The 26,963-nt window shown below is 62.3% G+C and carries 26 protein-coding genes; 25 read left to right on the top strand and 1 reads right to left on the bottom strand.

What is annotated here, in order from left to right; all coding sequences use genetic code 11:
- The first annotated feature begins 123 nt into the window (after positions 1-123).
- Both ycaC and trxC read left to right on the top strand, forming a co-directional pair.
- Positions 124-750: an isochorismate family cysteine hydrolase YcaC gene (ycaC, locus tag J3P90_RS02285; RefSeq protein ID WP_420767089.1), complete on the top strand. Its 627-nt coding sequence runs from the start codon at positions 124-126 to the stop codon at positions 748-750.
- Positions 751-918: 168 nt separating this feature from the next.
- Positions 919-1,341, top strand: a complete 423-nt coding sequence (trxC, locus tag J3P90_RS02280) for a thioredoxin TrxC (protein WP_420767088.1) — start codon at positions 919-921, stop codon at positions 1,339-1,341.
- A 1-nt stretch (position 1,342) separates the two neighbouring features.
- On the opposite strand, the gene J3P90_RS02275 is transcribed toward trxC, so the two are convergent.
- Positions 1,343-2,113, bottom strand: a complete 771-nt coding sequence (locus J3P90_RS02275; protein ID WP_434561032.1) for a ParA family protein — start codon at positions 2,111-2,113, stop codon at positions 1,343-1,345.
- 355 nt (positions 2,114-2,468) lie between these two features.
- On the opposite strand from J3P90_RS02275, the gene J3P90_RS02270 reads away from it, so the two are divergent.
- The 23 genes from J3P90_RS02270 to J3P90_RS02160 all read left to right on the top strand — a co-directional run bounded on the left by J3P90_RS02270 (position 2,469) and on the right by J3P90_RS02160 (position 26,954).
- Positions 2,469-3,188, top strand: coding sequence for a beta-ketoacyl synthase chain length factor (locus tag J3P90_RS02270; RefSeq protein WP_420767086.1), 720 nt, complete (start codon positions 2,469-2,471; stop codon positions 3,186-3,188).
- Entirely contained in the window at positions 3,164-3,973 is an 810-nt protein-coding gene (locus J3P90_RS02265) for a lysophospholipid acyltransferase family protein (RefSeq protein ID WP_420767085.1), read from the top strand. Before J3P90_RS02270 ends, J3P90_RS02265 begins: the two co-directional genes overlap by 25 nt.
- Positions 3,954-4,211, top strand: coding sequence for a phosphopantetheine-binding protein (locus tag J3P90_RS02260; protein WP_420767084.1), 258 nt, complete (start codon positions 3,954-3,956; stop codon positions 4,209-4,211). Before J3P90_RS02265 ends, J3P90_RS02260 begins: the two co-directional genes overlap by 20 nt.
- A gap of 8 nt (positions 4,212-4,219) precedes the next feature.
- Positions 4,220-4,474, top strand: coding sequence for an acyl carrier protein (locus J3P90_RS02255; RefSeq protein WP_264427453.1), 255 nt, complete (start codon positions 4,220-4,222; stop codon positions 4,472-4,474).
- On the top strand, positions 4,471-5,016 hold the full coding sequence (locus J3P90_RS02250; protein ID WP_420767083.1) for a hypothetical protein: 546 nt from the start codon (positions 4,471-4,473) through the stop codon (positions 5,014-5,016). The genes J3P90_RS02255 and J3P90_RS02250 overlap by 4 nt, the downstream gene beginning before the upstream one ends.
- Complete coding sequence (locus J3P90_RS02245) at positions 5,013-6,695, top strand: AMP-binding protein (RefSeq protein WP_434675769.1); 1,683 nt, start codon at positions 5,013-5,015, stop codon at positions 6,693-6,695. Before J3P90_RS02250 ends, J3P90_RS02245 begins: the two co-directional genes overlap by 4 nt.
- A 158-nt stretch (positions 6,696-6,853) precedes the next feature.
- Positions 6,854-7,588: a glycosyltransferase family 2 protein gene (locus tag J3P90_RS02240; protein WP_434561038.1), complete on the top strand. Its 735-nt coding sequence runs from the start codon at positions 6,854-6,856 to the stop codon at positions 7,586-7,588.
- Positions 7,585-8,523 carry a glycosyl transferase gene (locus J3P90_RS02235; protein ID WP_434649193.1) on the top strand — a complete coding sequence of 313 codons (939 nt, stop codon included), beginning with the start codon at positions 7,585-7,587 and terminating at the stop codon, positions 8,521-8,523. The genes J3P90_RS02240 and J3P90_RS02235 overlap by 4 nt, the downstream gene beginning before the upstream one ends.
- Positions 8,504-10,048 (top strand): HAL/PAL/TAL family ammonia-lyase, encoded by a 1,545-nt coding sequence (locus tag J3P90_RS02230; protein WP_420767079.1) that lies wholly within the window; start codon positions 8,504-8,506, stop codon positions 10,046-10,048. Before J3P90_RS02235 ends, J3P90_RS02230 begins: the two co-directional genes overlap by 20 nt.
- On the top strand, positions 10,041-10,466 hold the full coding sequence (locus J3P90_RS02225) for an acyl-CoA thioesterase (protein WP_030140957.1): 426 nt from the start codon (positions 10,041-10,043) through the stop codon (positions 10,464-10,466). The genes J3P90_RS02230 and J3P90_RS02225 overlap by 8 nt, the downstream gene beginning before the upstream one ends.
- Positions 10,463-11,056 carry an outer membrane lipoprotein carrier protein LolA gene (locus J3P90_RS02220; protein ID WP_434608177.1) on the top strand — a complete coding sequence of 198 codons (594 nt, stop codon included), beginning with the start codon at positions 10,463-10,465 and terminating at the stop codon, positions 11,054-11,056. Before J3P90_RS02225 ends, J3P90_RS02220 begins: the two co-directional genes overlap by 4 nt.
- Positions 11,040-13,379: an MMPL family transporter gene (locus J3P90_RS02215; protein ID WP_434675768.1), complete on the top strand. Its 2,340-nt coding sequence runs from the start codon at positions 11,040-11,042 to the stop codon at positions 13,377-13,379. Before J3P90_RS02220 ends, J3P90_RS02215 begins: the two co-directional genes overlap by 17 nt.
- Positions 13,376-14,533 carry a sodium:proton antiporter gene (locus J3P90_RS02210; protein ID WP_434608182.1) on the top strand — a complete coding sequence of 386 codons (1,158 nt, stop codon included), beginning with the start codon at positions 13,376-13,378 and terminating at the stop codon, positions 14,531-14,533. Before J3P90_RS02215 ends, J3P90_RS02210 begins: the two co-directional genes overlap by 4 nt.
- Positions 14,520-15,767 carry an NAD(P)/FAD-dependent oxidoreductase gene (locus J3P90_RS02205; RefSeq protein WP_434561048.1) on the top strand — a complete coding sequence of 416 codons (1,248 nt, stop codon included), beginning with the start codon at positions 14,520-14,522 and terminating at the stop codon, positions 15,765-15,767. The genes J3P90_RS02210 and J3P90_RS02205 overlap by 14 nt, the downstream gene beginning before the upstream one ends.
- A gap of 10 nt (positions 15,768-15,777) precedes the next feature.
- A complete protein-coding gene (locus J3P90_RS02200; protein WP_434675767.1) occupies positions 15,778-16,506 on the top strand; it encodes a class I SAM-dependent methyltransferase in 729 nt (242 codons plus the stop codon).
- Positions 16,503-16,985, top strand: coding sequence for a DUF3261 domain-containing protein (locus J3P90_RS02195; protein ID WP_420767072.1), 483 nt, complete (start codon positions 16,503-16,505; stop codon positions 16,983-16,985). The genes J3P90_RS02200 and J3P90_RS02195 overlap by 4 nt, the downstream gene beginning before the upstream one ends.
- Complete coding sequence (locus J3P90_RS02190; RefSeq protein WP_434608185.1) at positions 16,982-18,178, top strand: beta-ketoacyl-[acyl-carrier-protein] synthase family protein; 1,197 nt, start codon at positions 16,982-16,984, stop codon at positions 18,176-18,178. Before J3P90_RS02195 ends, J3P90_RS02190 begins: the two co-directional genes overlap by 4 nt.
- Complete coding sequence (locus tag J3P90_RS02185; RefSeq protein WP_420767070.1) at positions 18,175-18,642, top strand: hotdog family protein; 468 nt, start codon at positions 18,175-18,177, stop codon at positions 18,640-18,642. The genes J3P90_RS02190 and J3P90_RS02185 overlap by 4 nt, the downstream gene beginning before the upstream one ends.
- Complete coding sequence (fabG, locus tag J3P90_RS02180; protein WP_420767069.1) at positions 18,639-19,367, top strand: 3-oxoacyl-ACP reductase FabG; 729 nt, start codon at positions 18,639-18,641, stop codon at positions 19,365-19,367. Before J3P90_RS02185 ends, fabG begins: the two co-directional genes overlap by 4 nt.
- Complete coding sequence (locus tag J3P90_RS02175) at positions 19,367-20,593, top strand: beta-ketoacyl-ACP synthase (RefSeq protein ID WP_420767068.1); 1,227 nt, start codon at positions 19,367-19,369, stop codon at positions 20,591-20,593. The genes fabG and J3P90_RS02175 overlap by 1 nt, the downstream gene beginning before the upstream one ends.
- Positions 20,594-20,625: 32 nt before the next feature.
- Positions 20,626-21,072 (top strand): excinuclease, encoded by a 447-nt coding sequence (locus tag J3P90_RS02170; RefSeq protein ID WP_434561056.1) that lies wholly within the window; start codon positions 20,626-20,628, stop codon positions 21,070-21,072.
- 716 nt (positions 21,073-21,788) lie between these two features.
- Entirely contained in the window at positions 21,789-22,769 is a 981-nt protein-coding gene (locus tag J3P90_RS02165) for an alpha/beta fold hydrolase (RefSeq protein WP_434675766.1), read from the top strand.
- Positions 22,770-22,883: 114 nt separating this feature from the next.
- A complete protein-coding gene (locus J3P90_RS02160; RefSeq protein ID WP_434675765.1) occupies positions 22,884-26,954 on the top strand; it encodes a dermonecrotic toxin domain-containing protein in 4,071 nt (1,356 codons plus the stop codon).
- Positions 26,955-26,963: the final 9 nt, after the last annotated feature.

Here is a 26,963-nt window from a genome sequence, read left to right as displayed (position 1 = left end):
GAAACGCAACACGGATTGAAGCCGACGCTTCGGCCAGATGAATCCCGAATAAACGCTGTACCGACATTAAAAACCTTAACCACGCCGAACCTTCGGCAACCAAAACTTAATGAGGGCTACGCCATGACCACTTCCTACAACCGTCTCGACAAAGATAACGCCGCCGTTCTGCTGGTGGACCACCAGGCTGGCCTGCTGTCGCTGGTACGCGACATCGACCCGGACCGTTTCAAGAACAACGTGCTGGCCCTGGCCGACCTGGCCAAGTACTTCGAACTGCCGACCATCCTGACCACAAGCTTCGAAACCGGCCCCAACGGCCCGCTGGTACCCGAGCTCAAGGCACTGTTCCCGGACGCGCCGTACATTGCCCGCCCTGGCCAGATCAACGCCTGGGACAACGAAGACTTCGTCAAGGCAATCAAGGCCACCGGCAAGAAGCAACTGATCATCGCCGGTGTAGTGACGGAAGTTTGCGTAGCTTTCCCAGCACTGTCCGCCCTGGCCGAAGGTTTCGATGTGTTCGTGGTCACCGATGCCTCCGGCACGTTCAACGAACTGACCCGCCAATCGGCCTGGGACCGCATGTCCTCTTCGGGTGCGCAATTGATGACCTGGTTCGGCCTGGCCTGTGAACTGCACCGCGACTGGCGCAACGACGTGGAAGGCCTGGCAACCTTGTTCTCCAACCACATCCCGGATTACCGCAACCTGATGACCAGCTACAACACGCTGACCCAGGCCAAATAATCAGCAACACCGATACCCTGTGGGAGCGAGCCTGCTCGCGATAGCGGTCTGCCAGTCCAGGATTCCTGACTGCACACCGTCATCGAGAGCAGGCTCACTCCCACAGGTTTTTGTGTTGGTTTCTATATAGTGTCCAACTTGAGTAACCAAATTCCAGGAGACGACCCGATGCTCATCCCGTGCCCCCATTGCAACGGGCTCAACCGCATACCCGCCGAACGCCTGGGCGACCAGCCCAAGTGCGGGCGCTGCAAGGCCCAGGTGTTATCGAGCAAACCCTTCGAACTCAAGCAAGGCGACTACGCCAGCCAGATCAAGGGCGACCTGCCGTTATTGATAGATGTCTGGGCGGATTGGTGCGGCCCGTGCAAATCCTTCGCGCCAGTGTTCGAACAGGCCGCCGCGCAGCTGGCCGGCAAGTGCCGGTTGGCCAAGCTCGATAGCGAAGCCAATCAACAATTGTCGGCGCAGTTGGGGATTCGCTCGATACCCAGCCTGATCCTGTTCAAGGACGGCCGAGAAGTAGCACGCCAAAGCGGCGCGTTCCCCTTGCCGCAGTTGATGAGCTGGCTGCGCGGCCAGGGGATTTGAATCAGGCGTTTTCCAGCAACCCATGCAACTCCACGAACTGCTGGGTCAGTTTATGCCGTGGGTCCAGGTGGATCAGTGGCAGGCTCGCCTGGTGAGACTCACGCATGCGCACGGAGCTGCTCAGGTAAACGGGCAGCACCGGCAAGCCTTCGGCGATCAATTCGTCGAGTATCTGCTGGGGCAGGCTGGCGCGGGCCTGGAACTGGTTGACGACAATGCCTTCGATTTCCAGTTCTTCATTGTGATCGTCCTTGAGCTCGGCGATTTCCGACAGCAGGCCATACAGTGCCTGGCGGGAGAAACTGTCACAGTCGAAAGGAATCAATACCCGATCTGCCGCGATCAACGCTGAAACCGCGTAGAAGTTGAGGGCCGGCGGAGTATCCAGATAGATCCGGTCGTAATCCTCGTCCAGCTCTTCGAGCAGCTTGCGTAGCTTGTTGATCTTGTGTTTTGCCTCGAGCTTGGGCTGCAGATCGGTCAGTTCTGCGGTGGCCGTGATGACGTGCAGGTTGTCGAAGGGCGTTTCGTAGATATCGACCCTGTTCTTTTTCGAGAAAGGCCCCGACGACAGGGTCTGCTTGAAGAAATCCGCGATGCCCACGGGAATGTCATCGCCGGTCAAGCCGGTCAGGTATTGAGTGGAGTTGGCCTGCGCATCCAGGTCGACCAATAGCGTGCGATACCCCTCGCTGGCGCTTACCGCCGCCAGATTACAGGCGATGCTGGACTTGCCTACGCCACCTTTCTGATTGAACACCACACGCCGCATGACAAAACCTCCGTGTATCAAAGATTCCCGAGTGTAGTAGCGCAACACACCGCTTCGCTACCTTCCCCATGATCGGATTACGGCGTCGGTGGCTTTTTCAGACAACCGAGCGTCAATTCGCCTGTATATGAAGGAAGCGCCTGACAGACAATCACTTTTTAACCGTCACAATGGCGGTCCCGTGTTGGGTCTGGTTCCTTGATGATTTTGCCTGGACGAAATGTAACCAGTATTTGCTACAAGCCAACCGCACCGGGATAATGCGCGCCACTTGGGTCGCAAGGCCATGCAGGGTTGGACGCGGGTCAAACCACTGAACCGTGACAATAAAAGCCCGCAGGGGTGGGATGAGTCTGTGATCAATTTCAATATCGCCCAATGGCGCGCGTGGGCCCCTGGGCTCGAAAGCGTGGACGATTGGCAGGCATGGAGCCGACAACCGGTCGTGCCGCCCGTCAGCGATGCGGCCCCTGACGTGTCGTTCCTGCCCGCCATGCAACGCCGACGCCTCAGCCGCCTGGCCCGCATGGCCTTCAGTGTCGCCTGGCCGCTGGCCGAGGGGCGACCGGACCTACCGTTGGTCTTTATTTCCCGCCATGGCGAAACCCCGCGCACTTTTGAGATTCTCAAGGACCTGGCCGGGGATCAACCGCTGTCTCCTACCCAGTTCAGCCTGTCGGTGCACAACGCGGTGATTGGCTTGTGGTCGATCATGCGCGGCGAAACCAGCGAGATGACGGCCCTGGCCGCGACGGGTGATGGCCTTGAACACGGCATGCTGGAGGCCGCCGCCTTGCTCGACGAGGGCACGCCAGCGGTGTTGCTGGTCATCACCGAAGAGCAACCGCCCAGCGTCTACGCGCCTTGGGTCGACGACGTACCGTTTCCCTACGCAGTGGGGCTGTTGCTGACCCGTGGCGACGACTGGCAACTGCAATTAGCCAATCCGCCGGCCCCGCTGCCGGTCAGCGACTGGCCCCATGCCCTGGATCTGTTGCGTACGCTGCTGGGCAACCAACTCACCTGCCAACATGCCTGGAAGAATCGTCTATGGACCTGGCAACGCAACCGGTGACCGGTAAACATCGCGACGCCTACTACTGGCGCTTGTTCGCGACCGCCGCAAGCTTCGCTCTCTTCGGGCTGGGTGGGCTGTGCCTGCGGTTGCTGGTGTTTCCGTTGCTCAACGCGCTGCCCGGCGACTCGCAGACCCATCGGCAGCGAGCCCGTAGAACAGTCGGGCGCCTGTTCTGGTTCTTCATTCGATTCATGGCCCGCACCGGTGTGCTCACCTATCAGATCGATGGCGCGGAGAAACTCGGCCGCCCGGGGCAGATGATCATCGCCAACCACCCGTCGCTGATCGACGTGGTGTTCCTGATCGGGCTGGTGCGCGACGCCAACTGCGTGGTCAAGCAAAGCCTGTGGGACAACCCTTTCACCCGTGGCCCACTGCGTTCGACCCAATACATCAGCAACGACGGCAGCATGGACATGCTCGATGCCGCCAGCAACGCCCTGCAGGATGGCCAATGCCTGATTGTCTTTCCCGAAGGCACGCGCACCCAGCCGGGCCAAGCGCCGGCCTTTCATCGAGGCGCCGCCGCCATTGCCCTGCGGGGTGCGAAAATCCTCACACCGGTGACGATCAAGGTCAGCCCCACGACCTTGACCAAGGCCGAGCCCTGGTACCGCATCCCCCTGCGCCGCGTGCACTTCAGTTTTCGCGTCGGTGCCGATATAGACCCACAGGCTTTCGCCGCGCTGGGCCCTGCGCCACAGGCTTCACGCCGGCTCAACGATTATTTGCATCACTATTTCATCAAGGAGCTCGCCGAAGATGAGCGATCTGCACCGTGACATCAAACAACTGATCATCGAGGCCCTCGGCCTGGAGGACATCGGTATCGACGACATCGGCGACGATCAGATCCTGTTCGGCGACGGCCTGGGCCTGGACTCGGTGGATGCCTTGGAGCTTGGCCTGGCGATCCAGAAAAAATATGGCATCAAGATCGACGCCGATGCCAAGGACACCCGTAACCATTTCAGCAACGTGGCAAGCCTTGCGGCCTTCGTCACTGCAAAAAGCGCCTGAGACCGACCATGCAAACTCGTGACGATATTTTCAACACCCTGCGCAATGCCCTGGTCGAGCTCTTCGAGCTGGACCCTGAGCGTGTAACGCTGGAGTCGAACCTGTATCAGGATCTGGAAATCGACAGCATCGATGCAGTCGACCTGATCGACCACATCAAGCGCCAGACCGGCAAGAAAATCGCCGCTGAAGAATTCAAATCGGTGCGCACCGTCAACGATGTAGTCGAGGCGGTCTATCGACTGGTCCAGCCGGCCGCATGAGCCGGCTGATTGGCCTCGGCCTGCTGCTGGCGGGCCTGCTATACCCTTTTGCGGTGTATTTCGGCATGGAGCACTTCGCCCCCTGGCAGTTCGGGCTTCTATTGGGCTGCCTGTGGCTGGCCCGGGCGTTCCTCGGCAAGGCCGGGCCCGGCAAACGCTGGATGGCGGTCACGGCGATCTTTTTTTGCGTGTTGCTCGCGGTATTCGACAGCCCGCTCTTGCTGCGCTGGTATCCGGTGTTGATCAGCGCGTTCATGCTCGCGCTGTTCACGCTGAGCCTGAAGTACGGCCCGCCGATCATCGAGCGTCTGGCCCGCCTGCGCGAACCACGGTTGCCGGCCAAGGCGGTGGTTTATACCCGCCAGGTCACGGTGGCCTGGAGTGTGTTTTTCCTGTGTAACGGTTTGCTCGCCGCCGCCCTGACCCTTTGGGCGCCGCTGAGCTGGTGGATGTTGTACACCGGCCTGATTTCCTACGGATTGATGGGGCTGCTGTTTGCCATTGAATGGCTCATACGACAACGGGTAAGAGGCCGCCCATGAATTGGATAACGCTTGAGCAGATACTGCTCGAGGCCCAGCCAGGCCGCGCGGTAGCGGTCGGGCCGGGACTGGACCACGCGCAACTGCGCACAGACGCGCTCAGCCTGGCCGCCGGATTGCAAGCCCGGGGCATCCGGCGCCTGGCCGTGCATCTGGATGATGCAGCGGACCTGGCGGTTGCCCTGCTCGGCGCCTGGCGCGCCGGCGCGCGCGTGCTGCTGCCCGCTGACCTGCAACCGCAGACCCGCCAGCGCTGGTCGGCCGATGTCGACTTGTGGCTGACCGACCTGCCCGGCGACACCCAACCCAATGACCTGCGACAGGCTCCGCTGGAAGCCGCTGAGCTGGATCTCGATCAATGCTGGCTGGCCCTGTGCACCTCCGGTTCCAGTGGCGAGCCCAAACGCATCGAAAAAACCCTGCGCCAGCTGAGCAATGAAGTCCAGGCGCTGGAGCAGTTGTGGGGCGCCGACCTTGGCCCGGACGCCTGCATGATCGGCAGCGTCGCCGCCCAGCATATCTACGGCTTGCTGTTCCGGGTGCTGTGGCCGCTGTGCGCCGGGCGCACCTTCGTTCGTCGGCAACTGGCCTTCCCGGAGGATATGCAGCGCGCCAGTCGCGAGCATCCGGCGTTTGCCTGGGTCGCGAGCCCGGCGCTGCTCAAGCGCATGGGCGATAACCTCGACTGGCCAGCCTTGGGCAGCGTGCGCCGGGTGTTTTCCTCTGGGGGCGCCTTGCCTGCCGACGCGGCCCAGAGTCTCGAACAACGCCTGGGACAATGGCCGACGGAAGTTTTCGGCAGCTCGGAAACCGGCGGCATTGCCTGGCGCCAGGGCGGCGACTTGTGGCAACCGTTCGCCGGTGTCGAGCTGAGCCAGGACAGTGACGGCGCCTTGCTGATTGCCTCGCCTTATTTGCCGGCCGGTCATGTGGAACACACCGCTGACGCGGCACGGATCGCGGCGGATGGGCGCTTCCAATTGCTCGGCCGCTTGGACCGCATCGTCAAGCTCGAAGAAAAGCGCATCTCGCTGCCCATGCTGGAACAGGCGTTGACGGCCCACGAATGGGTCAGCGATGCACGGCTGGGCGTCGTGCAGGAGAACCGAGCCTCCCTAGGTGCCCTGCTGGCACTCAGCGAAACCGGCTTGCTGGCCCTGCGCAATCTAGGCCGGCGGGCCGTGACCCAAGCCCTGCGCCAGCACTTGAGCGGGCACTGTGAAACCTTGGCGCTGCCCCGGCGCTGGCGCTGGCTGCGGCAACTGCCGTTAAACGCACAGGGCAAGCTGCCCCAGGCCGAAGTCGAAGCCGTGTTGATGGCGCCGCGTCCAAAAGCCCCTGAGGTGCTTGAGCAAATTGAAACCGACGGCGAATGGAGCCTGCGCCTGGCGGTGCCCCCCGACCTTGCATACTTCAGCGGCCATTTTCCCACCGCGCCGGTCCTTCCGGGGGTGGTGCAAGTCGATTGGGCCTTGAACCTGGGCCGTCGATTGCTGGACTTGCCGCCCCGGTTCGTCGGCATGGAGGTCCTGAAATTCCAGCAACTGGTGCGACCCGGTGATGAAATCCAGCTGCACCTGCGCTTCGATCGTGAGCGCGGCAAGTTGTACTTCGCTTACCGCAATGACACGGCGGCCTGTTCGAGTGGGCGGATTGTGTTGGGGGAAAACAATGCCTAGGCACCTGCATAGAACACTGTGGCGAGGAAGCTTGCTCCCGCGGGGTCGGTGCGACGCTTGCGGCGCAGCCGCCCTCGCTTTTTTTGCGGTTGCTACGCAACCGAGCGGGAGCAAGCTCCCTCGCCACAAAGAATTCCTTTGGCACAGGTGCAGAGCCCATGCATAACCCCTGCGCCGTCATCCCGGTCTACAACCACGAAACCGCCATCGCAACGGTGGTCCAGGCATTGCTCGGCAACGGCTTGCCCTGCGTGCTGGTGGACGATGCCAGTAGCGCGGCTTGCGCGGCGGTGCTCGAACAATTGGCTGAAAACGAACGGGTTCACCTGGTGCGGCTGGCCGTCAATCAGGGCAAGGGCGGCGCGGTGATGACCGGGCTGCGGGAGGCCGCGCGCCTGGGTTTCAGTCACGCCTTGCAGGTCGACGCCGACGGGCAGCACGACCTGGGCGACGTACGCACCTTCATCGAACAATCCAGCGCTCATCCCGACGCGCTGATCTGCGGTTACCCCCTGTACGACGCCAGCGTGCCGAAAGGCCGCCTTTACGCACGCTACCTGACCCACGTGATGGTCTGGATCAACAGCCTGTCCCTGCAGATCCGCGATTCGATGTGCGGTTTCCGGGTCTATCCCCTGGCACCGACCCTGGCACTGATCGACTCGGCAAATATCGGCAAGCGCATGGATTTCGACTCGGACATCCTTGTGCGCCTGTCCTGGCGCAACCAGCCGATGCGCTGGCTGCGCACGCGGGTCCATTACCCTCTGGACGGGGTCTCGCACTTTCGCCTGTTCCACGACAATGTGCTGATTTCTCGCATGCACACCCGGCTGTTCTTCGGCATGCTGGTGCGCTTGCCGGTGATTCTCTGGCAACGGTGGCGCCCATGAGCACAAACCAGCAGCACTGGGCGGATCGCCAGGAGCGCGGTAGCTTCTGGCTGATGAAACTCACCGCGTTTGCCGCCAAGGTGTTGGGCCGTCGGCTGCTGACACCGGTGCTGTACGGCATCGTCCTGTACTTCTTCGTTTTTGGTCGCAGCGCCCGGCAGGCGGCCTGGCAGTATCAGCAGCGCCTCGCCGACTGGAGCGGCCGCCCCGAGTTGCGCCCGACCCACCGTCGAGTCTTTGGGCAATTCATGGCCTTCGCCGACTCCCTGCTGGACAAGCTCGACGTCTGGAACGGCAAGCTAAGCATCGAGCAGATCGAAATCGTCGACCCGGCGCTGCTGCGCAACCATTTGCGCGACACGCGAGGGCAGATGTTGGTCGGCGCACACCTGGGCAACCTGGAAATGTGCCGAGCCCTGGCCGAACTGGGTGAAAAGGTCACCATGAACGTGCTGGTGCATACCAAGCACGCCGAGCAATTCAATCGCTTGCTGGGCGAAGCCGGCGCCACGCACTTGCGGCTGATCCAGGTCAGCGAGCTAAACCCGGTGATCATGCTGCAACTGAGCGAACGCCTGGAGCGCGGTGAGTGGCTGGCGATCGCTGGCGATCGCGTACCGCTGCATGGCGGGCGCAGCGTGACGGTGGACTTCATGGGGTATCCGGCGGCATTCCCGCAAGGCCCCTGGCTGTTGGCCGGCCTGCTGAAATGCCCGGTCAACCTGCTGATGTGTCTCAAGCACGAAGGACACTATCGCGTCACCCTCGAACCGTTCGCCGATGCCGTGGTGTGGAAGCGCAACGAACGCGACCACGTGATTGCCCATTGGGCCGGCTTGTACGCCGAACGCCTGGCGCAATATTGCCTCCAGGGGCCACAACAGTGGTTCAACTTTTACCCTTTCTGGAAGACCGATGACGATGCCCACTCTTGAGCCGGTAACCTTCGGCGAACGCCCCCTGCGCATTGAAGATGTGCTGGCCCTGGCCAACCGTCAGGCGCCGACGCAATTGCAGGATGATCCGACGTTCCGCCAGCGCATTGCCAAGGGTGCGCAGTTCCTCGATTCCCTGCTGGACAAGGAAGGCGTCATCTATGGCGTGACCACCGGCTACGGCGACTCTTGCGTGGTGGCCGTGCCGTTGCACCACGTCGAGGCCCTGCCCCGTCACCTCTACACCTTCCACGGCTGCGGCCTGGGCAAACTGCTCGATGCCCAAGCCACTCGCGCCGTGCTCGCGGCCCGTTTGCAGTCGCTGTGCCACGGTGTGTCGGGGGTGCGGGTGGAACTGCTGGAACGGCTCCAGGCCTTCCTCAAGCACGACATCCTGCCGCTGATTCCGGAAGAAGGTTCGGTGGGCGCCAGTGGCGATTTGACTCCGCTGTCCTACGTCGCCGCTACGTTGTCCGGTGAACGGGAGGTCATGTTCCGTGGCGAACGCCGCCTGGCCGCCGACGTGCACCGCGAGCTGGGCTGGACGCCGCTGGTGCTGCGGCCAAAGGAAGCCTTGGCGCTGATGAACGGCACCGCCGTGATGACCGGCCTGGCCTGCCTGGCCTTTGCCCGCGCCGACTACCTGCTGCAACTGGCGACCCGCATCACCGCGCTGAACGTGGTCGCCCTGCAAGGCAATCCGGAACACTTCGACGAACGCCTGTTCGCCGCCAAGCCGCACCCGGGGCAGATGCAGGTCGCCGCGTGGCTGCGCAAGGACCTGGCCATCGACGCCCCGACCGCGCCGTTGCATCGTCTGCAAGATCGCTACTCCCTGCGCTGCGCCCCGCATGTGCTCGGGGTATTGGCCGACAGCCTGGGCTGGCTGCGCGGGTTCATCGAAACCGAACTCAACAGCGCCAACGACAATCCGATCATCGACGCCGAAGCCGAGCGCGTGCTCCACGGCGGGCACTTCTACGGTGGGCACATCGCCTTCGCCATGGACAGCCTGAAGAATCTGGTGGCCAACGTCGCCGATCTGCTGGATCGCCAGCTCGCCCTGCTGGTGGACGAGCGATACAACCATGGCCTGCCTAGCAACCTGTCCGGCGCCAGCGCCGAGCGGGCGATGCTCAACCACGGCTTCAAGGCCGTGCAGATCGGCACCAGCGCCTGGACCGCCGAAGCCCTGAAAAACACGATGCCGGCCAGCGTGTTCTCGCGCTCTACCGAGTGCCACAACCAAGACAAGGTGAGCATGGGCACCATCGCTGCCCGAGACGCGATCCGCGTGCTGGAGCTGACCGAACAGGTCGCCGCCGCCACCTTGTTGGCCGCCAACCAGGGCGTCTGGCTGCGCAGCCGCGCCGAAGACGCACGACCGCTGCCACCGGCCCTGGCCACGATGCACGAGCAACTGACCGAGGATTTCCCGCCGGTCATTGAAGACCGCGCCCTGGAAGGCGAACTGCGCCTGTGCCTGCAACGCATTGCCGAACAACACTGGAGGCTGCATGCGTAGCCAAGGCGTTCTGCACGTCGACACCCAGATCGTGGTGCCGTTTTTTGACGTCGACTCGATGAACGTGGTCTGGCACGGCCACTACGTCAAATACCTGGAAGTGGCCCGCTGTGCCCTGCTCGACCTGATCGGCCACAACTACAACGACATGCTCGAATCGGGGCATGCGTGGCCGGTGATCGACCTGCAGTTGCGCTACGTACGCGGTGCCGTGTTCGGCCAGACCCTGACCGTGCGCGCCAGTCTGGTGGAGTGGGAAAACCGGCTGAAGATCAACTACCTGATCAGTGACGCCGCAACCGGCGAACGCTTCACCCGCGCCAGTTCCGTGCAAGTGGCCGTGGACATGGCCACTCGCGAGATGCTGCTGGCCTCGCCTCGGGTGTTTGTCGAAGCGGTCGAGAGGAAACTGTCATGAAGCGCCTGCTCACCTGGCTGCTGCTGTGCAGCCTGTCGCCGCTGGCCCAGGCGTTCGACCTGCAGCAATTGAGCGATCAACTGGCGCGCCCGGACGTGATCCACGGCCAGTTCATCCAGGAAAAACACCTGCGCGCCCTGCCCCAGCCCCTCGTCAGCAAGGGCCGCTTCGTGCTGGCGAAAAACCAGGGCCTGCTGTGGCTGCTGCAAACGCCGCTGCAACAGGACTATCGCATCACCGCCAAAGGCATAGCCCGGCGGGACGGCAGCACCTGGCAGATACTGCCGAACAAAAGCGCCGGCGCCCAGCAGAACCGGTTGTTCCTGGCGGTGTTGCAGGGCGACAGCAGTGGCTTGCAGCGTGACTTTGAACTGAACCTGTCGGGGGAGCCGCAACAATGGAGACTCACCCTGACCCCACGCTCGGCGCTGCTCAAGCAGGTCTTCCACCAGATCAACATTGACGGCGGCCAATTGGTCCAGCGCATTGAACTGCTGGAAGCCCAAGGCGACAGTACCGTCCTGCTTATGCGCGAGAGCACCAGCACGCAACCCTTGAGCGAAGCGGAGCAACATGACTTTTCCGAGTGAACGGAGGCTGCCGTGGCTGTTCTTGATCCTGCTGCTGGCAGTGCTGGCGCTCGCCGGTTGGCAATGGCGCAACGGTGCGCCGTTGTCGGCGAACCTGATGGAACTGGTGCCGGGCACATCGCCGGATGCGCTGGAGCTGATCGCTGAACAACGCATGCAGGAACCACTGAACCGCGAAGTGTTGGTGCTCGTCGGCCACGCCGACCGCCAGCAAGCCATCGCCCTGGCCCGCAGCCTGGGCGAGCAATGGCAGGCCAGCGGCCTGTTCGACAAGGTCCAGTGGACGCTTGAAGCCGACCTGCCTGCGCTGCGCAGGCAATTGCTCGACGGCCGGCTGGCCATGCTGTCGGCAACTGATCGGCAACAGTTGATCGACCAGCCCGAGGCATTTATCCAGCAACGGGTGCAAGCGCTGTTCGACCCGTTCAGTGGCTTCAGCCTGGTGCCGAGCCAGGACGACTGGCTAGGCCTGACCGGGCGCATCCAGAACAGCCAGCCCCAGCGCGGCGCCATCGAGCTGGACGTCGGCAGCGGTGCGCTGGTTGCCGAAGCCGACGGCAAGCATTGGGTCATGTTGCGGGCACGCACCCAGGGCAATGCCTTCGACATGAACCTGCCCCTGCAGGTGGCCGAGCTGCTGCAACGCAGCCGCGAGCACGCGAGCCAGGCCCAGGGCAATCTCTTGGCGGCCAGCGGCCTGCTTTACGCCGCCAGCGGACAGCAACAGGCCTCGCGGGAAATCACTTGGGTCGGCGGCGGCGCAACGGTGGGCATCCTGTTGTTGTTGTTGCTGGCCTTCCGCCGCTTTGCCGTGTGGCTGGCGTTCGTGCCGGTGCTGGTGGGCATGTTGTTCGGCGCGGTGGCCTGCGTGGCGGTGTTCGGTCGCATGCACGTCATGACCCTGGTCTTGGGTTCGAGCTTGATCGGCGTCGCCGTGGATTACCCACTGCATTATCTGTCCAAGAGCTGGAGCCTCAAGCCGTGGCGCAGCTGGCCGGCGCTGCGCTTGACCCTGCCGGGCCTGAGCCTGAGCCTGGCGACCACCTGCATCGGCTACCTCGCACTGGCCTGGACACCTTTCCCGGCCCTGACCCAGATCGCCATCTTCTCCGCCGCAGGCCTGGTCGGCGCCTACCTGACGGCGGTCTGCCTGTTGCCGGCGTTGCTCAAGCGGGCGGACTTGCGTCCCGCACAGTGGCCGCTGCGGGTGTGCGAAGCCATGCTCCAGTGGCGAGAAGCGCTGCTGGCCCGGGTGCGCACGCCCGTCCTGTTGGCGTTGCTGTTGGCCTTCTGTGGCGGTGGCCTATGGCAACTGAGCAGCAAGAACGACATCCGCCAGTGGATCGGCACGCCCCAGCAGCTGACCGACGAAGCCCGCGATGTGGCTCGCATCACCGGTTTCCAGCCCACCAGCCAGTTTTTCCTGATCCGTGCCGACGACCAAGCGCAACTGCTGGAGCGCCAGACCGCCCTCAACGAGCGGCTGGACCAGTTGATCGGCTTGGAAAAACTCCAGGGCTACCTGTCTCTCAATCAACTGGTCAGCCCGCCCGCCGAGCAACAAAAAATCCGTGAGGCCCTGGCCCGGTTGCCGGCGTTCTGGCAGCCATTGCTGGACGTCGGCGTGCCGGTTGCCGCGTTGCAAGCGCAGTTGCAGCAATTGCAGGCCCTGCCAGTGACCGACATCGACGCCGCGCTGACCGGCCCGCTCGCAGAACCCTATCGCACCCTCTGGCTCGGCCCGACAGCGCAAGGCGTGGCGGCGGTGGTCAGCCTGCAAGGCTTGAACGATGCCGCGTTGCTGCGGGTGCAGGCGGTTGACTTGCCCGGCGTGCAATTGGTCGATCGCCTGGGTGACCTCAATCGCGTCTTTGCCGCCACGCAGGTCAGCGCCGCCGAATTGAAACTGGCCTCCTGCGTGCTGATCGTCCTGGTGCTGATCTGGCCGTTCGGGGCTGGCGGCGCGTTGCGCGTTGTCGCCCTGCCGCTCCTGGCAGCGCTGTGCAGTCTGGCGAGCCTCGGCTGGCTGGGACAGCCGCTGACGCTGTTCAGCCTGTTCGGCCTGTTGCTGGTGACCGCCATCGGCGTCGACTACGCGATCCTGATGCGTGAGCAGATTGGCGGAGCCGCCGTGAGCCTGCTGGGTACGCTGCTGGCGGCGATCACCACCTGGCTGTCGTTCGGCCTGCTGGCGCTTTCCAGCACACCGGCGGTGAGTAATTTCGGCCTGGCGGTAAGCCTCGGATTGGCGTTCAGCTTCCTGCTTGCACCGTGGGCCGGGCGTCAACCCCATGGGTCCAGCGCTGCGGAGCCGGTCCAATGATGACGGCGCTGTTCTGGGTCATGGCCCTGGCGCTGTTCGCCGTGGCGACGCTGGCCGGGCGACGCTTCGGGCTGATCCCCATCGTCAGCCAATTGCTGCTGGCGACGTTCGGCCTGCCCTTGTTGATGTATGGCTGGATCGAGCCGGGCTGGCACCTCAGCGGTGCGCAACTGGTCGAGCCCGTGTGGTTGAAGAATCTCTACAGCCTCGCCTTCGCCCTGTTGCTGGGGCATATCCTCAGCGATGTGATCGACCTGCGCCTGGACCGCCAGAGCGTGAAGATTGCCCTGCCAAGCTTTGGCGTACCGTTTGCCTGTGGCTTGGCGACCGCGTTCTGGCTGCTGCCACCCCAGCCCTGGATCAGCTCGCTGGCGGTGGGGCTGCTGTTCGCGATCACGGCGATACCGGTGCTGTACCTGTACCTGCGCCATATCGCCTACCCGCCCGCCGCCACTCGCCGATTGGTACAGACGGCCATCCTGATCGACCTGATCTGCTGGAGCCTGTTCGCCCTGGCCCAGGGCAGCCTGCACCTGGGCAACCTGTTGCTGCCGCTGGCCGGTGCCTGCCTGCCGATGCTGCTGCGATTGGCGGGCCTGCGCCAACCGTTGCTGCACAGCGGCCTGTTCTTCGCCCTGCTGGTGGTGGCCGAACATTACCGACTCAATGCGCTCATCGTCGGCATCGGCTACCTGCTGTGCATGGCCGCGCTCAAGGTGCCGCTGGTATTGCCCCTCGGCGCCGAGTGGATGAACAGGTTGCAGACCTACCTGGCCATCCCGTTGATCCTGACGTTCGGTATCGTGCAGATCAACGTGCACAGCGCGATGGACAGCCTCGGCTGGGCCCAGCTGGGGGCGTTGCTGCTGTTGCCCATTGCCAGCAAACTGCTGGGCAACTGGCTTGGGCTCGGCTGGGCCGGGGCGTCCTTCGCCGGCGCCAGCCGCGTGCGGGAAAGTATCTTGCTGAATATTCGCGGCTTGAGTGAAATCGTCTTCCTCAATCTGCTGCTGCAACAACAACTCATCAGCCACGCGCTGTACTTCGCGCTGATGCTGATGGGTTTGATCGCGACTTTGCTGCCGGCCCTGGCCGGTTTTCACCGTATTCCTTCGCACGCCGTCCCGGCCAGGAGCCCCAGTGTCAACAGTTGAAATGGAACGTCGACAGGTCGTCATCATTGGCGCAGGCCCTTCCGGCGCCATCGCCGCCGCGCTGCTCAAGCGCAAGGGGCATGATGTGCTGGTCATCGAGCGCCAGCATTTCCCGCGGTTCTCCATCGGCGAGAGCCTGTTGTCCCACTGTCTGGATTTTGTCGAAGAAGCCGGCATGCTCGACGCGGTCAATGCCGCTGGGTTCCAGCGCAAGAACGGCGCTGCATTCGCCTGGGGCGAGCGCTACAGCGCCTTCGATTTCGGCGACACTTTCAGCGAGGGCAAGCCCACTACGTTCCAGGTCCAGCGCGCCGACTTCGACAAGTTGCTGGCCGACCAGGCGGCCCTGCAAGGGGTGGAAATTCGCTACGGCCAGGCCATTGCCAACGTTGATTTCAGCCTCGCCAGGCCGCAACTGGGCGTGCAGCGCGAGGATGGCAGCGAGTACCGGGTCGAGGCGGATTTCGTCCTTGACGCCAGTGGCTATGGCCGGGTCCTGCCGCGCCTGCTGGACCTTGAGGCGCCGTCCAATTTCCCGGTGCGCCAGGCCGTGTTCACTCACATCGAGGACCGCATCGACAGCCCGGTATTCGATCGCGAGAAGATCCTCATCACCACCCATCCGACGAAACGCGACGTGTGGTTCTGGACCATCCCCTTCAGCGATGGGCGTTGCTCGGTGGGCGTGGTCGCGGCAGCGGAACATTTCGCGGGCCGCACCAATGACCTCGATGCCTGCCTGCGCGGCTTTATCGACGAGACCCCAAGCCTGTCCGGCGTGCTGGCCAATGCTGCGTGGGATACTCCGGCGCGGACCATCGGTGGCTACTCGGCCAACGTGAAGACCCTGCACGGCCCTGGCTTTGCCCTGCTGGGCAACGCCGCGGAATTCCTCGATCCGGTGTTTTCTTCCGGCGTGACCATCGCCATGCGCTCGGCGAGCATGGCCGCCGGCGTGCTGCATCGTCAGTTGCAAGGCGAGCAGGTGGATTGGCAGGGCGAATTCGCCGAGCCACTGAAACGCGGCGTCGACACGTTCCGCTGCTACGTCGAAGGCTGGTATGCCGGCACGTTCCAGGACGTGATCTACTACACCGAAGGCTCCGCCGACATCCGCCGGATGATCAGTTCGATCCTCGCCGGCTATGCCTGGGATCAACGCAACCCGTTCGTCAGCGAACCCAAGCGGCGCCTGCGCGTGCTCTCGGAAATCTGCGCGAGCCCAGCGCCATGAGCAAACAACCATGAGCTACCTGAGCGATAACTACGTCCAAGAAACCCGCTTCGGCTTCTGGTTCCTGCGCAGCCACACCTGGCAGCATCATGTGCTGCGCGTGGCGGTCGAGGATCTGCGCGGTCTGTTCAATACCGCGCCGCCTTCCAATCCGGTGCTGCTGGATGCCGGTTGCGGCCAGGGCAAGTCGTTCCAGTACCTGCGCCAGGCATTCGCGCCGCAACGCCTGATTGGCGTGGACGCCGACCCCCACAGCCTGGACCTGAGCGCCCAAGAAGCCGCTCGCCAGGGCATGGCCGTGGAACTGATCGGCAGCGATTGCGCGACCTTGGCCGTGCCCGATGCCAGCGTCGACCTGCTGTTCTGCCACCAGACCTTTCACCACCTGGTGGAACAGGAAAAAGCCCTCGCCGAGTTCTATCGGGTGCTCAAGCCCGGCGGCTACCTGCTGTTTGCCGAATCCACCGAAGCCTACATCGATACCTGGGTGATCCGCTGGCTGTTCCGCCATCCCATGCACGTGCAGAAAAGCGCCGCGCAATACTTGGCGATGATCCGCAACCAAGGCTTCCAGTTCGAGGACCGCAACGTGTCCTATCCGTTCCTGTGGTGGAGCCGCGCCAAGGACTTCGGCCTCCTGGAGCGTTGGGGCCTGCGCCGGCCCAAGCCGTTCGGCGAGCGCGAAGAAACCTTGGTCAACGTGGTGGCACGCAAGCCGCTCGAAGGGACCGCCACATGATCCGCTGCCTGTTGATCGGTTGCCTGCTGCTGCTCAGTGCCTGCGCCAGCCACGCGCCGCTGCCCGAGCGCATGCCAACCCTGGCGCTGCCGCTGCAATTGCACATCGAGCGGCAACTGGACGGCCAGCGCCAGGATTGGCTGTTGGTGATCCAGCGTGAAAACACCGGCATACGCTGGTCGATGATGGACCCGCTGGGCATTCCCCTGGCGCGCCAGCGCCTGGTGGACAACCAATGGCAAGCCGACGGTCTGCTGCCGCCCAATGCCGAGGCGCGGGAATTGTTCGCTGCGCTATTGTTCGCCTTGACCCCGGAAACCGAGCTTGCCGATCGCTACCCCGTCGCCCGGCAACACGGTGTCGAACGAGCCCTCGATGCGCGTTGGCAGGTGCGCTACAAACGGCCCCTGGATTTTGAGCTGCGCCTGCCTCAAGGCCCGCACTACCGCATCACACCGCTGACCGAGAGCGCACCATGACCGCTTATCTGAACGCCCTCGGGGTCATCTGCTCCTTGGGCCGGGACAAACAAAACGTCGCGCGCAACCTGTTTGCCGGCGATTGCTCGGGCGTGCGCGTCGAAGCCGGCTGGGTGGCCGAGCGGGCATTGCCGGTGGCTGCGGTAAGGGGAGAACTGGCCCCCATCCCCGAGGCACTGGCGGCGCAACGCAGCCGCAACAATCAACTGCTGCTCGAAGCGGGGTTGCAGATTCGTGCTGACATCGACCAGGCCATCGAGGCGTACGGCCCCGCGCGCATCGGTATCGTTCTGGGCACCAGCACCTCGGGCATCGACGAGGCCAGCCAGGGCATTGCCCATTACCTGCGCGAGCAGCGGTTCCCCGAAGGCTACGATTACCAGCAACAAGAACTCAGCGCGCCGGCCAATTTCCTTTCCGACTGGCTTGGCTTGAGCGGGCCCTCCTATGTGATCTCCACCGCCTGCACCTCCAGCGCGCGGGCCTTGATGAGCGCCCGTCGCCTCCTGGACCTGGGCTTGTGCGATGCGGTGCTGTGCGGTGGCGTGGACAGTTTATGCAAACTGACCTTGAACGGTTTCTCTGCGCTGGAAGCGGTGTCGAACGAGCGCTGCAACCCGTTTTCGGTGAACCGCAGCGGTATCAACATTGGCGAGGCGGCTGTGCTGTTTCTCATGAGCAAGACGCCAGGCGACGGCCATTCGATCGCCCTGCTCGGGGATGGCGCCAGTTCTGACGCGCACCACATTTCCGCGCCGGAACCCAGCGGTCGCGGCGCCCGCCAGGCGATGGAAAAAGCCCTGCGCTGTGCCGGCCTGGACGCCAGCCAGATCGACTACCTGAACCTGCACGGCACCGCCACGCAACATAACGACGCCATGGAAAGCCATGCGGTGGCTGGATTGTTTCCGGCGGGCGTGCCCTGCTCGTCCACCAAGCCCATGACTGGCCACACGCTTGGGGCGGCGGGCGCGTTGGAAGCGGCTTTCTGCTGGCTGACCCTGAGCCCTGACAACGTCGCCCAGGCCTTGCCACCCCACCTTTGGGACGGCCAGGCGGACCCCGAGCTGCCGGCGCTGGACTGGATAGATAGCCGTGCCCGCCTGAACCCGACCTTCCCCCGACGCCTGATGAGCAACTCGTTTGCCTTCGGCGGCAACAACGTCAGCCTCATTATCGGAGACGCCCAATGATCGACTGGCCGCTCGCCGAATTGCTGCCCCATGCGGGCGACATGATTCTCATCGACCGGGTCGTGTCCTTCGATGACGAACAGATCCATGCACTCGCCACGGTCAAGCCCGGCGGCTTGTTCAACCGTGAAGACGGCGCGCTGCCGGCCTGGGTCGGCATCGAATTGATGGCCCAGAGCGTCGCGGCGTTCGCCGGTTGCCACGCTCGCCAGCGCGGCGATGCAGTGGAGCTGGGCTTTTTGCTCGGGACCCGCAAGTTCGAATGCAACGTCGAGCATTTCCCTCTCGACACTGAACTGGCCATCCATGGCGTGCGCTCCCTGGAAGACGACAACGGCATGGGTGTGTTCGAATGCCACATCCACGCGCCGGGCATCCATGCCACGGCGCGACTGAACGTATTTCGTCCGCCCCATGCTGCCCAGTACCTCAATGAAACTTCCGCAACAGGAACCCAGCCATGACTGAATCCGTACTGGTCACCGGCTCCAGCCGTGGCATCGGCCGCGCCATCGCCTTGCGCCTGGCCCAGGCCGGGCACGATATCGTCTTGCATTGCCGCAGCGGCCGCGCCGAAGCCGAAGCGGTCCTGGCAGACATCCAAGCGCTGGGCCGCAACGCCCGCGTCCTGCAATTCGACGTGTCCGACCGCGCCGCCTGCAAGGCCGCCCTCGAAGCCGACGTCGAAACCCACGGCGCCTATTACGGCGTAGTGCTCAACGCCGGCCTGACCCGCGACGGCGCCTTTGCGGCCCTCAGCGAAGACGACTGGGACAGCGTGCTGCGCACCAACCTCGACGGTTTCTATAACGTGCTGCACCCGGTGATGATGCCGATGATCCGACGCCGCGCCGCGGGACGAATCGTCTGTATCACGTCAGTGTCCGGCCTGATCGGCAACCGTGGCCAGGTCAACTACAGCGCCTCGAAAGCCGGCTTGATCGGCGCGGCCAAGGCGTTGGCCATCGAACTGGGCAAGCGCAAGATCACGGTCAATTGCGTCGCGCCGGGGTTGATCGACACCGCCATGCTCGATGAAAACGTACCCGTGGAAGAATTGATGAAGATGATCCCCGCCCAGCGCATGGGCACCCCGGAAGAAGTCGCCGGCGCGGTGAACTTCCTGATGTCCGCCGAAGCTGGATACATCACTCGGCAAGTCCTGGCCGTCAACGGAGGCTTGTGCTGATGAAGCGCGTCGTCGTCACCGGCATGGCCGGCATCACCTCCATCGGCAGCGACTGGGAGACCATCGCCGCCAACTTCGCCGCCAACCGCAGCGGCATCCGGCGCATGGATGAGTGGGACCGTTTCACCGAACTGAACACTCGCCTGGCCGGGCCCATCGACGATTTCCAGGTCCCGGCCCATTGGACGCGCAAGCAGTTGCGCAGCATGGGCCGGGTCTCACGCCTGGCGGTGGCCTCGGCTGAGCAGGCCCTGGCCGACGCTGGCCTACTGGGCGACCCGTCGATCAAGGACGGGCGCATGGGCGTATCCTGCGGCTCGTCCACTGGCAGCACCGATGAGATCAAGGCCTTCGGCAACATGCTGCTCAACAGCGTGGCCGAAGGGCTGAACGCCAACTCCTATGTGCGGATGATGCCCCACACCACGGCGGCCAACATCAGCATCTTCTTCGGCCTGACCGGACGGTTGATCCCAACGTCCAGTGCCTGCACCAGCGGCAGCCACGGCATCGGCTATGCCTACGAAGCAATCAAGTTCGGCCGCTTGCCGCTGATGCTCGCCGGCGGCGCGGAAGAACTGTGCCCGACCGAAGCGATGGTCTTCGATGCGCTCTACGCCACCAGCCTGAAAAACGATGCCCCGCAGACCAGCCCGCGTCCCTACGACAAGGGCCGCGATGGCCTGGTGATCGGCGAAGGCGCCGGCATGCTGGTGCTCGAAGAACTGGAACATGCCTTGGCCCGTGGCGCACGGATCCATGCCGAAATCGTCGGCTTTGGCAGCAACGCCGACGGCCAGCACGCCACCCGTCCCGAGTTGAGCACCATGCGCCGGGCCATGGAACTGGCCCTGGAGGATGCCGGCCTCGAACCGTCCGCCATTGGCTACGTCAACGGCCACGGCACGGCCACTGAGCAGGGCGACGTCGCCGAGACCCTGGCCACCAGCAGCCTGTTCGGCGAACACATGCCCATCAGCTCGCAGAAAAGCTTTTTGGGCCACACCCTGGGCGCCTGCGGTGCGCTGGAGTCCTGGTTCAGCATCGAGATGCTCAACCGCGACCTGTATGTACACACGCTCAACCTCGATGAGGTCGACCCCGAATGCGGCACACTCGACTACTTGCGCAGTGAGTTTCGCGCGATGAGCAACGAATACGTGATGAACAACAATTTTGCCTTCGGCGGGGTCAATACCTCGCTGATTTTCCGTCGCTGGCATTGATTCCCATCAATCCTCTGGTCAAGGAGACCATGATGCCGTTGAAGAAAATCGCTGTAACCGCCGCCCTGTTGCTCGGCGCCTTGCCAAGCCTCAGCCAGGCCCGTGATACCGCGTTGTACCTGCCATTCGACAAAGTGGTCGCCGAAGCCATCCGCACCGGCAAAATCGACGGCAGCGTGAAGTTCTACCTGGCCGGCCACAAACCGGCCGGCAACGTCTCCGTGGTCAGCCCGGGAGCGGTCACCAACAAGAAAACCAACGCGTTCAACAAGTCCGACGAAGCGGCCTGCGAATGGGTACTGCAATCAGCCCTGATCAGCCTGCACGAGGCCGCGAAAAACGCCGGCGCCAACGCCGTCACCAACATCGTCAGCTTCTACAAGCGCAACGAGCGCAAGGACCCCACGACCTATGAATGCCACGCTGGGGCAATCATGGCCGGGGTAGCGTTGAAAGGGGATCTGGCGAAGGTGCAGTAGTCAGGATTTGGGGCTTACATAGCTAAATCCACTGTGGCAGCGAGCTAGCGGTGAATCAGTACCGGTGATGCCGGATCTACTGACGTCATCGCGAGCAAGCTCGCTCCCACAGGCCTCTACCCAGACGCGCCCTTGTGGCGAGGGAGCTTGCTCCCGCTGGGCTGCGCAGCGGCCCCCAGCAGACTAACTGGCCCCCCTTTCAAACTCCTTCTCCGACACATTCGCACCGAGCCTGCCGAACGAGGTGCAACATGTGCTGGGCATCCATGGCCCTTTATCTGGTACCGCCAACCACTCTGCTGATGGCCTTAATGATGCTGGCTGAACGTCCGTCCACAATAATCATCATAGGGCGATCATCGTGCTGAGCAGCGCTCTCGCGCTCAACCTCGGGCCAGGAGACGCCAAGCAAAGATCAGAAATCGGAGTACATAATTTCCGAAACTTCCCACAACAAAACCCTTGAACCTCGCGCTAGGGTCACGTTCCCGACCACCAGCCAAAAATCCAAATCTCGCCATGAATTCACCGCCCGTCGGACCTGTCAACTCTGACAGTATCCAAAAGCTTCAAAGCGGTTCCAGATTCTAAACACGAAAAACATTCCTCAACCCCAAGGATGTTTTAGGTCAACGTTCGGCCGGCTGTTCGCCCTCCGAGCCACCACTCGTATGTTGATCTCTAACAACTACGGCCCGCCGATGGATAAGAAACTGATGGACACGATAACCTGGTCAGGCGTCGTCTCCACGTCTTCCTCACCCCACAGCGCAACCACGGCCGGGGAACAGAACGTGGTGGTTGACGATGTGAAGCTGACGCACGCTTACGCACATGTGAATGGAATATGCCTGCACTATGTGATCTGCGGCGATGGTGAGCAGCCGGTCCTGCTGGTGCATGGGTTTCCGGGCAGTTGGCGCAACTGGGAGCCGTTGATCGGGCCGTTGGTTCGGGCGGGTTTTACCCTCATCGTTCCTGACTATCGCGGCGCGGGTGAAACGGATATTTCCAGCGCTGGGTATGACAAGAAAAACCTGGCCCATGACCTGCGCGAATTGGTGATACATCTGAAGCTCAAGCAAGTCGATATCATTGGCCACGATATGGGGTTGATCATTGCCTACGCCTACGCCGCGCTTTATCCAGATGACACCAAGCACCTGATATTGATGGACGGATTCCTTCCCGGTATTCCCGGATGGGAAAGTGCCTACAACGGCGACCCGTCAACCGGCATCGCGAGCAAATGGCATTTCCGGTTTTTTGGCAAAACAGCTATCACCTTGATCAAGGGGCAGGAAAGAACCTACCTGGACCTGTTCTTCGATGACTTTGTCTTCGAAGGCAACGACAAAGTGCCGGATGAAGTGCGCCAGGCCCTGGTAACGGACTACGCCCGGCCTGGCCGAATGGAGGCCGCATTCAAACTTTACTCAGCCTGGGTGGAACACGACGCCAAGGACAACCTGGAGTTTTCCAGGAACAAGCTGACGGGTCCGGTACTCACCATCGGCGGCGATCATTCCCGGGGGCGGACGCTGATCGAGCAGGCCGCTTGCATTGCCGCGCAACCACACTCGCTGATATTGAAAAATACCGGGCACTGGCTCCTTGAAGAGCAACCGCAAGCTACTCGCGACGCAATTCTGGCATTCCTGCAATACAAGGAATATCCACATCCCCGAAATTCGTAACCCGAAGCTGACGACTGCACCGTCGCCCTTCCCATCGTGCGGTATTTATTTACCGCTCCTGCGTCGGCGTTCTCCAATAGCTTGCCTCTTCCGAAACTTTCCCAGGAAGAGCCCATGTTGGATAACGACTCACCGCCCCAGCCCAACATCCCACAGGGCAATGGCGCCAGCGATCCCAGTGCCGAATCGACACGCCAGGTCAGCGCCTCGCAGCGGCAAATGATAAACCTGAGCAAGGCCGCGCCACGTCCTTGCCGGGTCACCAGGCAACACTTGGAATATTGGTTCAAGCGAACCTTCCCCACCGTCGCGGGCGATATGGCGGTCGATCAGCTTTTCGTGCGCACATCGCAGAAGGCCCGGCTCTCTCAATCGGAACGTGAACCCAACGGGCAAAGCTCCAGACAAAAAAATGAAAATATTGCCGGCCTTAAACATTTTTTCTGGCGCGCCATTGCCGGCCAGGTAGATATCAGCGATAGCTTTGCTGATCTGGACAGCCTTGAAATAGTCGTGGAAATGGACGGCTCCAAGCGAGTGCCCACCGCCCTGAACAGTCCCGCGGCGAAAAAACAATTCCAGCGACTGCTCGGTACCACGCCAGTCGCTTATGAACAGCTGCTCATGACAGCGCTGGATGACTTCTGGGATACGCCGGCCGCGTTCAGCCAGGGACGAAACGTCAGTGAGTGGTTGGCGAACGAACTCGCTGCGCAACTCACGGCACTGGCGAACCTTCATCTGCATGACAAAACGCTGAGCCCGCCGATGCATAAGGCGATAATGGATTCGCTGTCGGCGCCGGACGCGGCGTCTCGTAACCAGCTGGCGGAGGGTACCAGGCCCGGGGTGTACAGCCTGATCGCCGCTTTCAATGATTGGGGATTGTCCGTTCCGGTAACCAGCGCCGCTGTCCTGTCGCGACATGACGCGGACGTGGAATGGGGAGGTGCCGTGCTGTACCGTCCCGGTAGGCCGTTGGAGGTCTACGAAGATTCAAAGCAACTGAAGATTTCCTTCATAGGCGACAGCACCGCAGATGAGGTGGAACTCGTGCCGTTGGAGCAAAACTTCCTGACGCGTCTGGTCACGGACGTGCGGACAACGCAAAAAGCCGCCATCCGCGATGCCTTGTCGAGCGATGTTGTCGACGGGGAAAACATCTCCGGTTGGATGCATCGGCTGGACGCCGCAGCGGACCTTGGAATGCGATTGGATCTGGCATGCGCCCTGGACGAACGTGAGTTTCGGCTGAAGCTCAAGAGCCTGCATCATTGGCTGCACGCCAGCCCCCATATCATCGGCAGCGACCGTCTGGCGTGGTGGCAGGCGACGCAGGCCTTACAAGAAACCCTCACCGATATGGCGGCGCCGCCGGACCCGGTTTCAATGGGCACTGCGCAGGCCATTCGGGACCAGGCTCGCACGCTGCTGGCCGGCTTCATCAAAGCGAAGTACCCAGCGGCTGATCCTGACGACATAACCTTGAGTATCCGAAAAGAGACAGTCGATCCGCACGCGCCGACGGGCCATTCACCGTTCGGGTCTGGGGTCTCAATGGGCAGTGCCAAAGCGTTCCAGGACGACACGCGCTTGCTGACGGACTGGGCGATGTCCAACCTGACGAATGATGAGCGCCAGGCAGCCCACCACACCGTCGTTGGCCCGTTGAGCTTTGCACAGATTGTCGATGTCATCGAGCGGGCCGACGTGGGTGCGCGCCTTCCGGCTGTGCTGCAACGCATGGCACGGGAGCGCCAGACTCAATGGATGGGTGTGAAAGCAAAGCACATGCGGGCCCAGGTGTGGGCGGCCCATATCTCGGGAGACCTGCGACACGACAAGGACAACACCGGCTTGAAGCTGGTCCTGGCGGCACTGGACCGCCCTGGATCGGCGGGACGTGGCAAGGTCAACGGGCATGAAGTGGTCGTCCGGCAATTGCATTGGGGCGACAGCGTATTGAAGGACCTGCTTGCGTTCGGAGTGAAGTCATTCGCCAGCCGTCCTTCGTTGACCTTGTACACGCCGGGTGCGCCGGACGGAAAAACCTTCAGGGACGTGGATGCATCAGGCAGCGGACGGGCGTTGCAAACAGCGTTGGCGCAGACCCTCACGGCCACCCCGGAGATGACCCGCTGGCTGATCTCCCATCTTCCGTTGCCGGAGCAAGCCGCTCAGGTCGCAGGCATGTTGCCGGCAGAAGATGACCTGACCGTCCAAGCGAAAATAAAAAAGGTCACGCAATCGGTTTTCAAATGGACAAGGGACAGGGCTCGAAACGATTTCGCCTTCAAAGTCACTTCGCCCGTGATCGAGGGAGACCTGTTGAAGGCGTTGCATGAAACGCAGATAACCCATGTCCTCAAAACGGTACAAACCCTGACAGTGAGCAACGCCGAACGCGACAGCGCGGCGGCTCGGGAAGGGCGTCGCAACGGTGTAGCCCTGTTGACCGGGGCTATGTCCATGGTTCCGGTGGGCCGCTTGGGTGGGATATTGGGACGAGCGATCTTGCCGACCCTGGCAGGCGGTGCCGCCGTCTCGGCGATACAGGATGAAGACGGCAGCGTCGGCCAGTGGACGAGCGATTTCATCCGCGGGCTGGGTGAGGTGCTGGCCGAGGGCGGGCAAGACTTGATCATGGCCCGCGCGACACGGCGTCGGGGCAAGGCCCATCCGGCCTTGGCATCGCTGCCTCGCATGCCGGACCCGCAGCTAAAGCCGTTCCAGCTCAAAGGCTTCGATGGCAAGGGGCTGCTGCCCGAGGGGCGCAGCCTCTATAGGGATGTGCAGGGACAGGGTTATCTGAAGCTCGGGAAGGATTACTTCAAAACGGCTTTCCAGAACGGCGAACAAGTCATCTACACACCGAGCAACCGCACGGACCAGCGCGCAGTGACGTGGGAAAACGGCCAATGGACCGTGCAGGAGCGGCAGCGTCTGCTCGGCGGAGGAGGGTATTTCAGCCGGGATCCGGAGCGTGCCGAAGATCGAACCTTCAACGCACTGGTGGAGGGCGTGCTGCCCAACGGGCATGACCTGCCTCGCGAAGTCGTCGACATGACGAAGCGTGTCGTCCGCACGATGCCTGAGACCTTGGCCGAACGCATACTCAAGGAAAGTATCGATGACGTTGGCGCCACCGACGTCGAGACTTACCGCTCGTTGATGAGAACCGTAAATCGACAGAATTTTGCCAGGCATAAAGCTCACCGTAAGAACCTGGCCAATAAAATCTGTATTTGGGAACTGGTTGAGCGAACGAATGACAATCTTCAAAAAGGAAAACACTTTTCCCTCACCCCGCCGCAAAAAATGCGGCTGTATGAGACGCTGGTCAAGCACAAGGATGAGTTCACCCTCGACCATCAACTCAAAGTAAGCACAACGATATTGCCCGACAACGTCACGGGTGCGAAATACATTGTGATCGTCCCGAAAACGGGAAAGAAAAAAGAGGCTGCCGACAGGATAGCCAAGGATATTACCGACACGGTGAAGTACGTGGAAAACTCCATGGACGCCAAGTTGGACACGATGTTTACCGGGGACGGGCCAGCTGTGGCGGCCGCAAGGCAAGCGTACCTGGATTCGCCGGAGTATCAGGCCAAGATCATCGACGAATTCAGGAAAGAAAGGGCCCGTCGACACAGACCCGGGTTACTCACCGAGATCAGGAATTTCAAGATCCCCTACATTATCGTCAACCGAGGCAAGACCCAGCGAAGCGCGTTTTTCACCACTGAAGAAGACATCAACAATTTCACCAGAACCCTTCAAAACTACAGCCCTTTCGATATCGAACTGGTCACCCAAGCCGCCTCCAACAAGGTCACCGGACAGGCTTCCGCTTCTGCTCCAGCCGCTATCACGCCGCAGGCTCCCACCGTTATTCCCAGGTACACGGTGACGATCAGCCCATTGGCTGAGGCGCAGATGTCATATGACAATTTCCCGGGAACCGCCAGGGTGAAAGTCATGGAGATCATGGATGACCTCCGTGCCGGCAGGATCACCACAAAAAAAATCAACCGATATTACTGGTACGACATGGCCCAGTTGGGTTTTGGCGGAGGAAGAGGTGCATGGCGCGCCGCGTTCGAACGTCACGGCGATACCTGGACTCTCCAAGGTTTTTACGACTATCACGCGACCCGAAACGCTACGGTCTGGGGGGATTGAGCAAGAGTG

This window comes from Pseudomonas sp. D3-10 (assembly GCF_051132175.1).
Lineage (GTDB): Bacteria > Pseudomonadota > Gammaproteobacteria > Pseudomonadales > Pseudomonadaceae > Aquipseudomonas.
Note: the sequence above shows the minus strand (reverse complement) of the source record. Positions and strands in the feature narration are given on the sequence as shown.

Bases quoted from the DNA above. Each gene is read 5' to 3' on its own strand.
- J3P90_RS02265 (WP_420767085.1), top strand. From the start codon at position 3,164: ATGGACCTGGCAACGCAACCGGTGACCGGTAAACATCGCGACGCCTAC.
- J3P90_RS02230 (WP_420767079.1), top strand. From the start codon at position 8,504: ATGACGATGCCCACTCTTGAGCCGGTAACCTTCGGCGAACGCCCCCTG.
- J3P90_RS02175 (WP_420767068.1), top strand. From the start codon at position 19,367: ATGAAGCGCGTCGTCGTCACCGGCATGGCCGGCATCACCTCCATCGGC.
- J3P90_RS02275 (WP_434561032.1), bottom strand. From the start codon at position 2,113: ATGCGGCGTGTGGTGTTCAATCAGAAAGGTGGCGTAGGCAAGTCCAGC.
- J3P90_RS02215 (WP_434675768.1), top strand. From the start codon at position 11,040: ATGACTTTTCCGAGTGAACGGAGGCTGCCGTGGCTGTTCTTGATCCTG.
- trxC (WP_420767088.1), top strand. From the start codon at position 919: ATGCTCATCCCGTGCCCCCATTGCAACGGGCTCAACCGCATACCCGCC.
- J3P90_RS02160 (WP_434675765.1), top strand. From the start codon at position 22,884: ATGTTGGATAACGACTCACCGCCCCAGCCCAACATCCCACAGGGCAAT.
- J3P90_RS02255 (WP_264427453.1), top strand. From the start codon at position 4,220: ATGCAAACTCGTGACGATATTTTCAACACCCTGCGCAATGCCCTGGTC.
- J3P90_RS02220 (WP_434608177.1), top strand. From the start codon at position 10,463: ATGAAGCGCCTGCTCACCTGGCTGCTGCTGTGCAGCCTGTCGCCGCTG.
- fabG (WP_420767069.1), top strand. From the start codon at position 18,639: ATGACTGAATCCGTACTGGTCACCGGCTCCAGCCGTGGCATCGGCCGC.
- J3P90_RS02240 (WP_434561038.1), top strand. From the start codon at position 6,854: ATGCATAACCCCTGCGCCGTCATCCCGGTCTACAACCACGAAACCGCC.
- J3P90_RS02225 (WP_030140957.1), top strand. From the start codon at position 10,041: ATGCGTAGCCAAGGCGTTCTGCACGTCGACACCCAGATCGTGGTGCCG.
- J3P90_RS02185 (WP_420767070.1), top strand. From the start codon at position 18,175: ATGATCGACTGGCCGCTCGCCGAATTGCTGCCCCATGCGGGCGACATG.
- J3P90_RS02190 (WP_434608185.1), top strand. From the start codon at position 16,982: ATGACCGCTTATCTGAACGCCCTCGGGGTCATCTGCTCCTTGGGCCGG.
- J3P90_RS02250 (WP_420767083.1), top strand. From the start codon at position 4,471: ATGAGCCGGCTGATTGGCCTCGGCCTGCTGCTGGCGGGCCTGCTATAC.
- ycaC (WP_420767089.1), top strand. From the start codon at position 124: ATGACCACTTCCTACAACCGTCTCGACAAAGATAACGCCGCCGTTCTG.
- J3P90_RS02210 (WP_434608182.1), top strand. From the start codon at position 13,376: ATGATGACGGCGCTGTTCTGGGTCATGGCCCTGGCGCTGTTCGCCGTG.
- J3P90_RS02235 (WP_434649193.1), top strand. From the start codon at position 7,585: ATGAGCACAAACCAGCAGCACTGGGCGGATCGCCAGGAGCGCGGTAGC.
- J3P90_RS02260 (WP_420767084.1), top strand. From the start codon at position 3,954: ATGAGCGATCTGCACCGTGACATCAAACAACTGATCATCGAGGCCCTC.
- J3P90_RS02165 (WP_434675766.1), top strand. From the start codon at position 21,789: ATGGACACGATAACCTGGTCAGGCGTCGTCTCCACGTCTTCCTCACCC.
- J3P90_RS02200 (WP_434675767.1), top strand. From the start codon at position 15,778: ATGAGCTACCTGAGCGATAACTACGTCCAAGAAACCCGCTTCGGCTTC.
- J3P90_RS02170 (WP_434561056.1), top strand. From the start codon at position 20,626: ATGCCGTTGAAGAAAATCGCTGTAACCGCCGCCCTGTTGCTCGGCGCC.
- J3P90_RS02195 (WP_420767072.1), top strand. From the start codon at position 16,503: ATGATCCGCTGCCTGTTGATCGGTTGCCTGCTGCTGCTCAGTGCCTGC.
- J3P90_RS02245 (WP_434675769.1), top strand. From the start codon at position 5,013: ATGAATTGGATAACGCTTGAGCAGATACTGCTCGAGGCCCAGCCAGGC.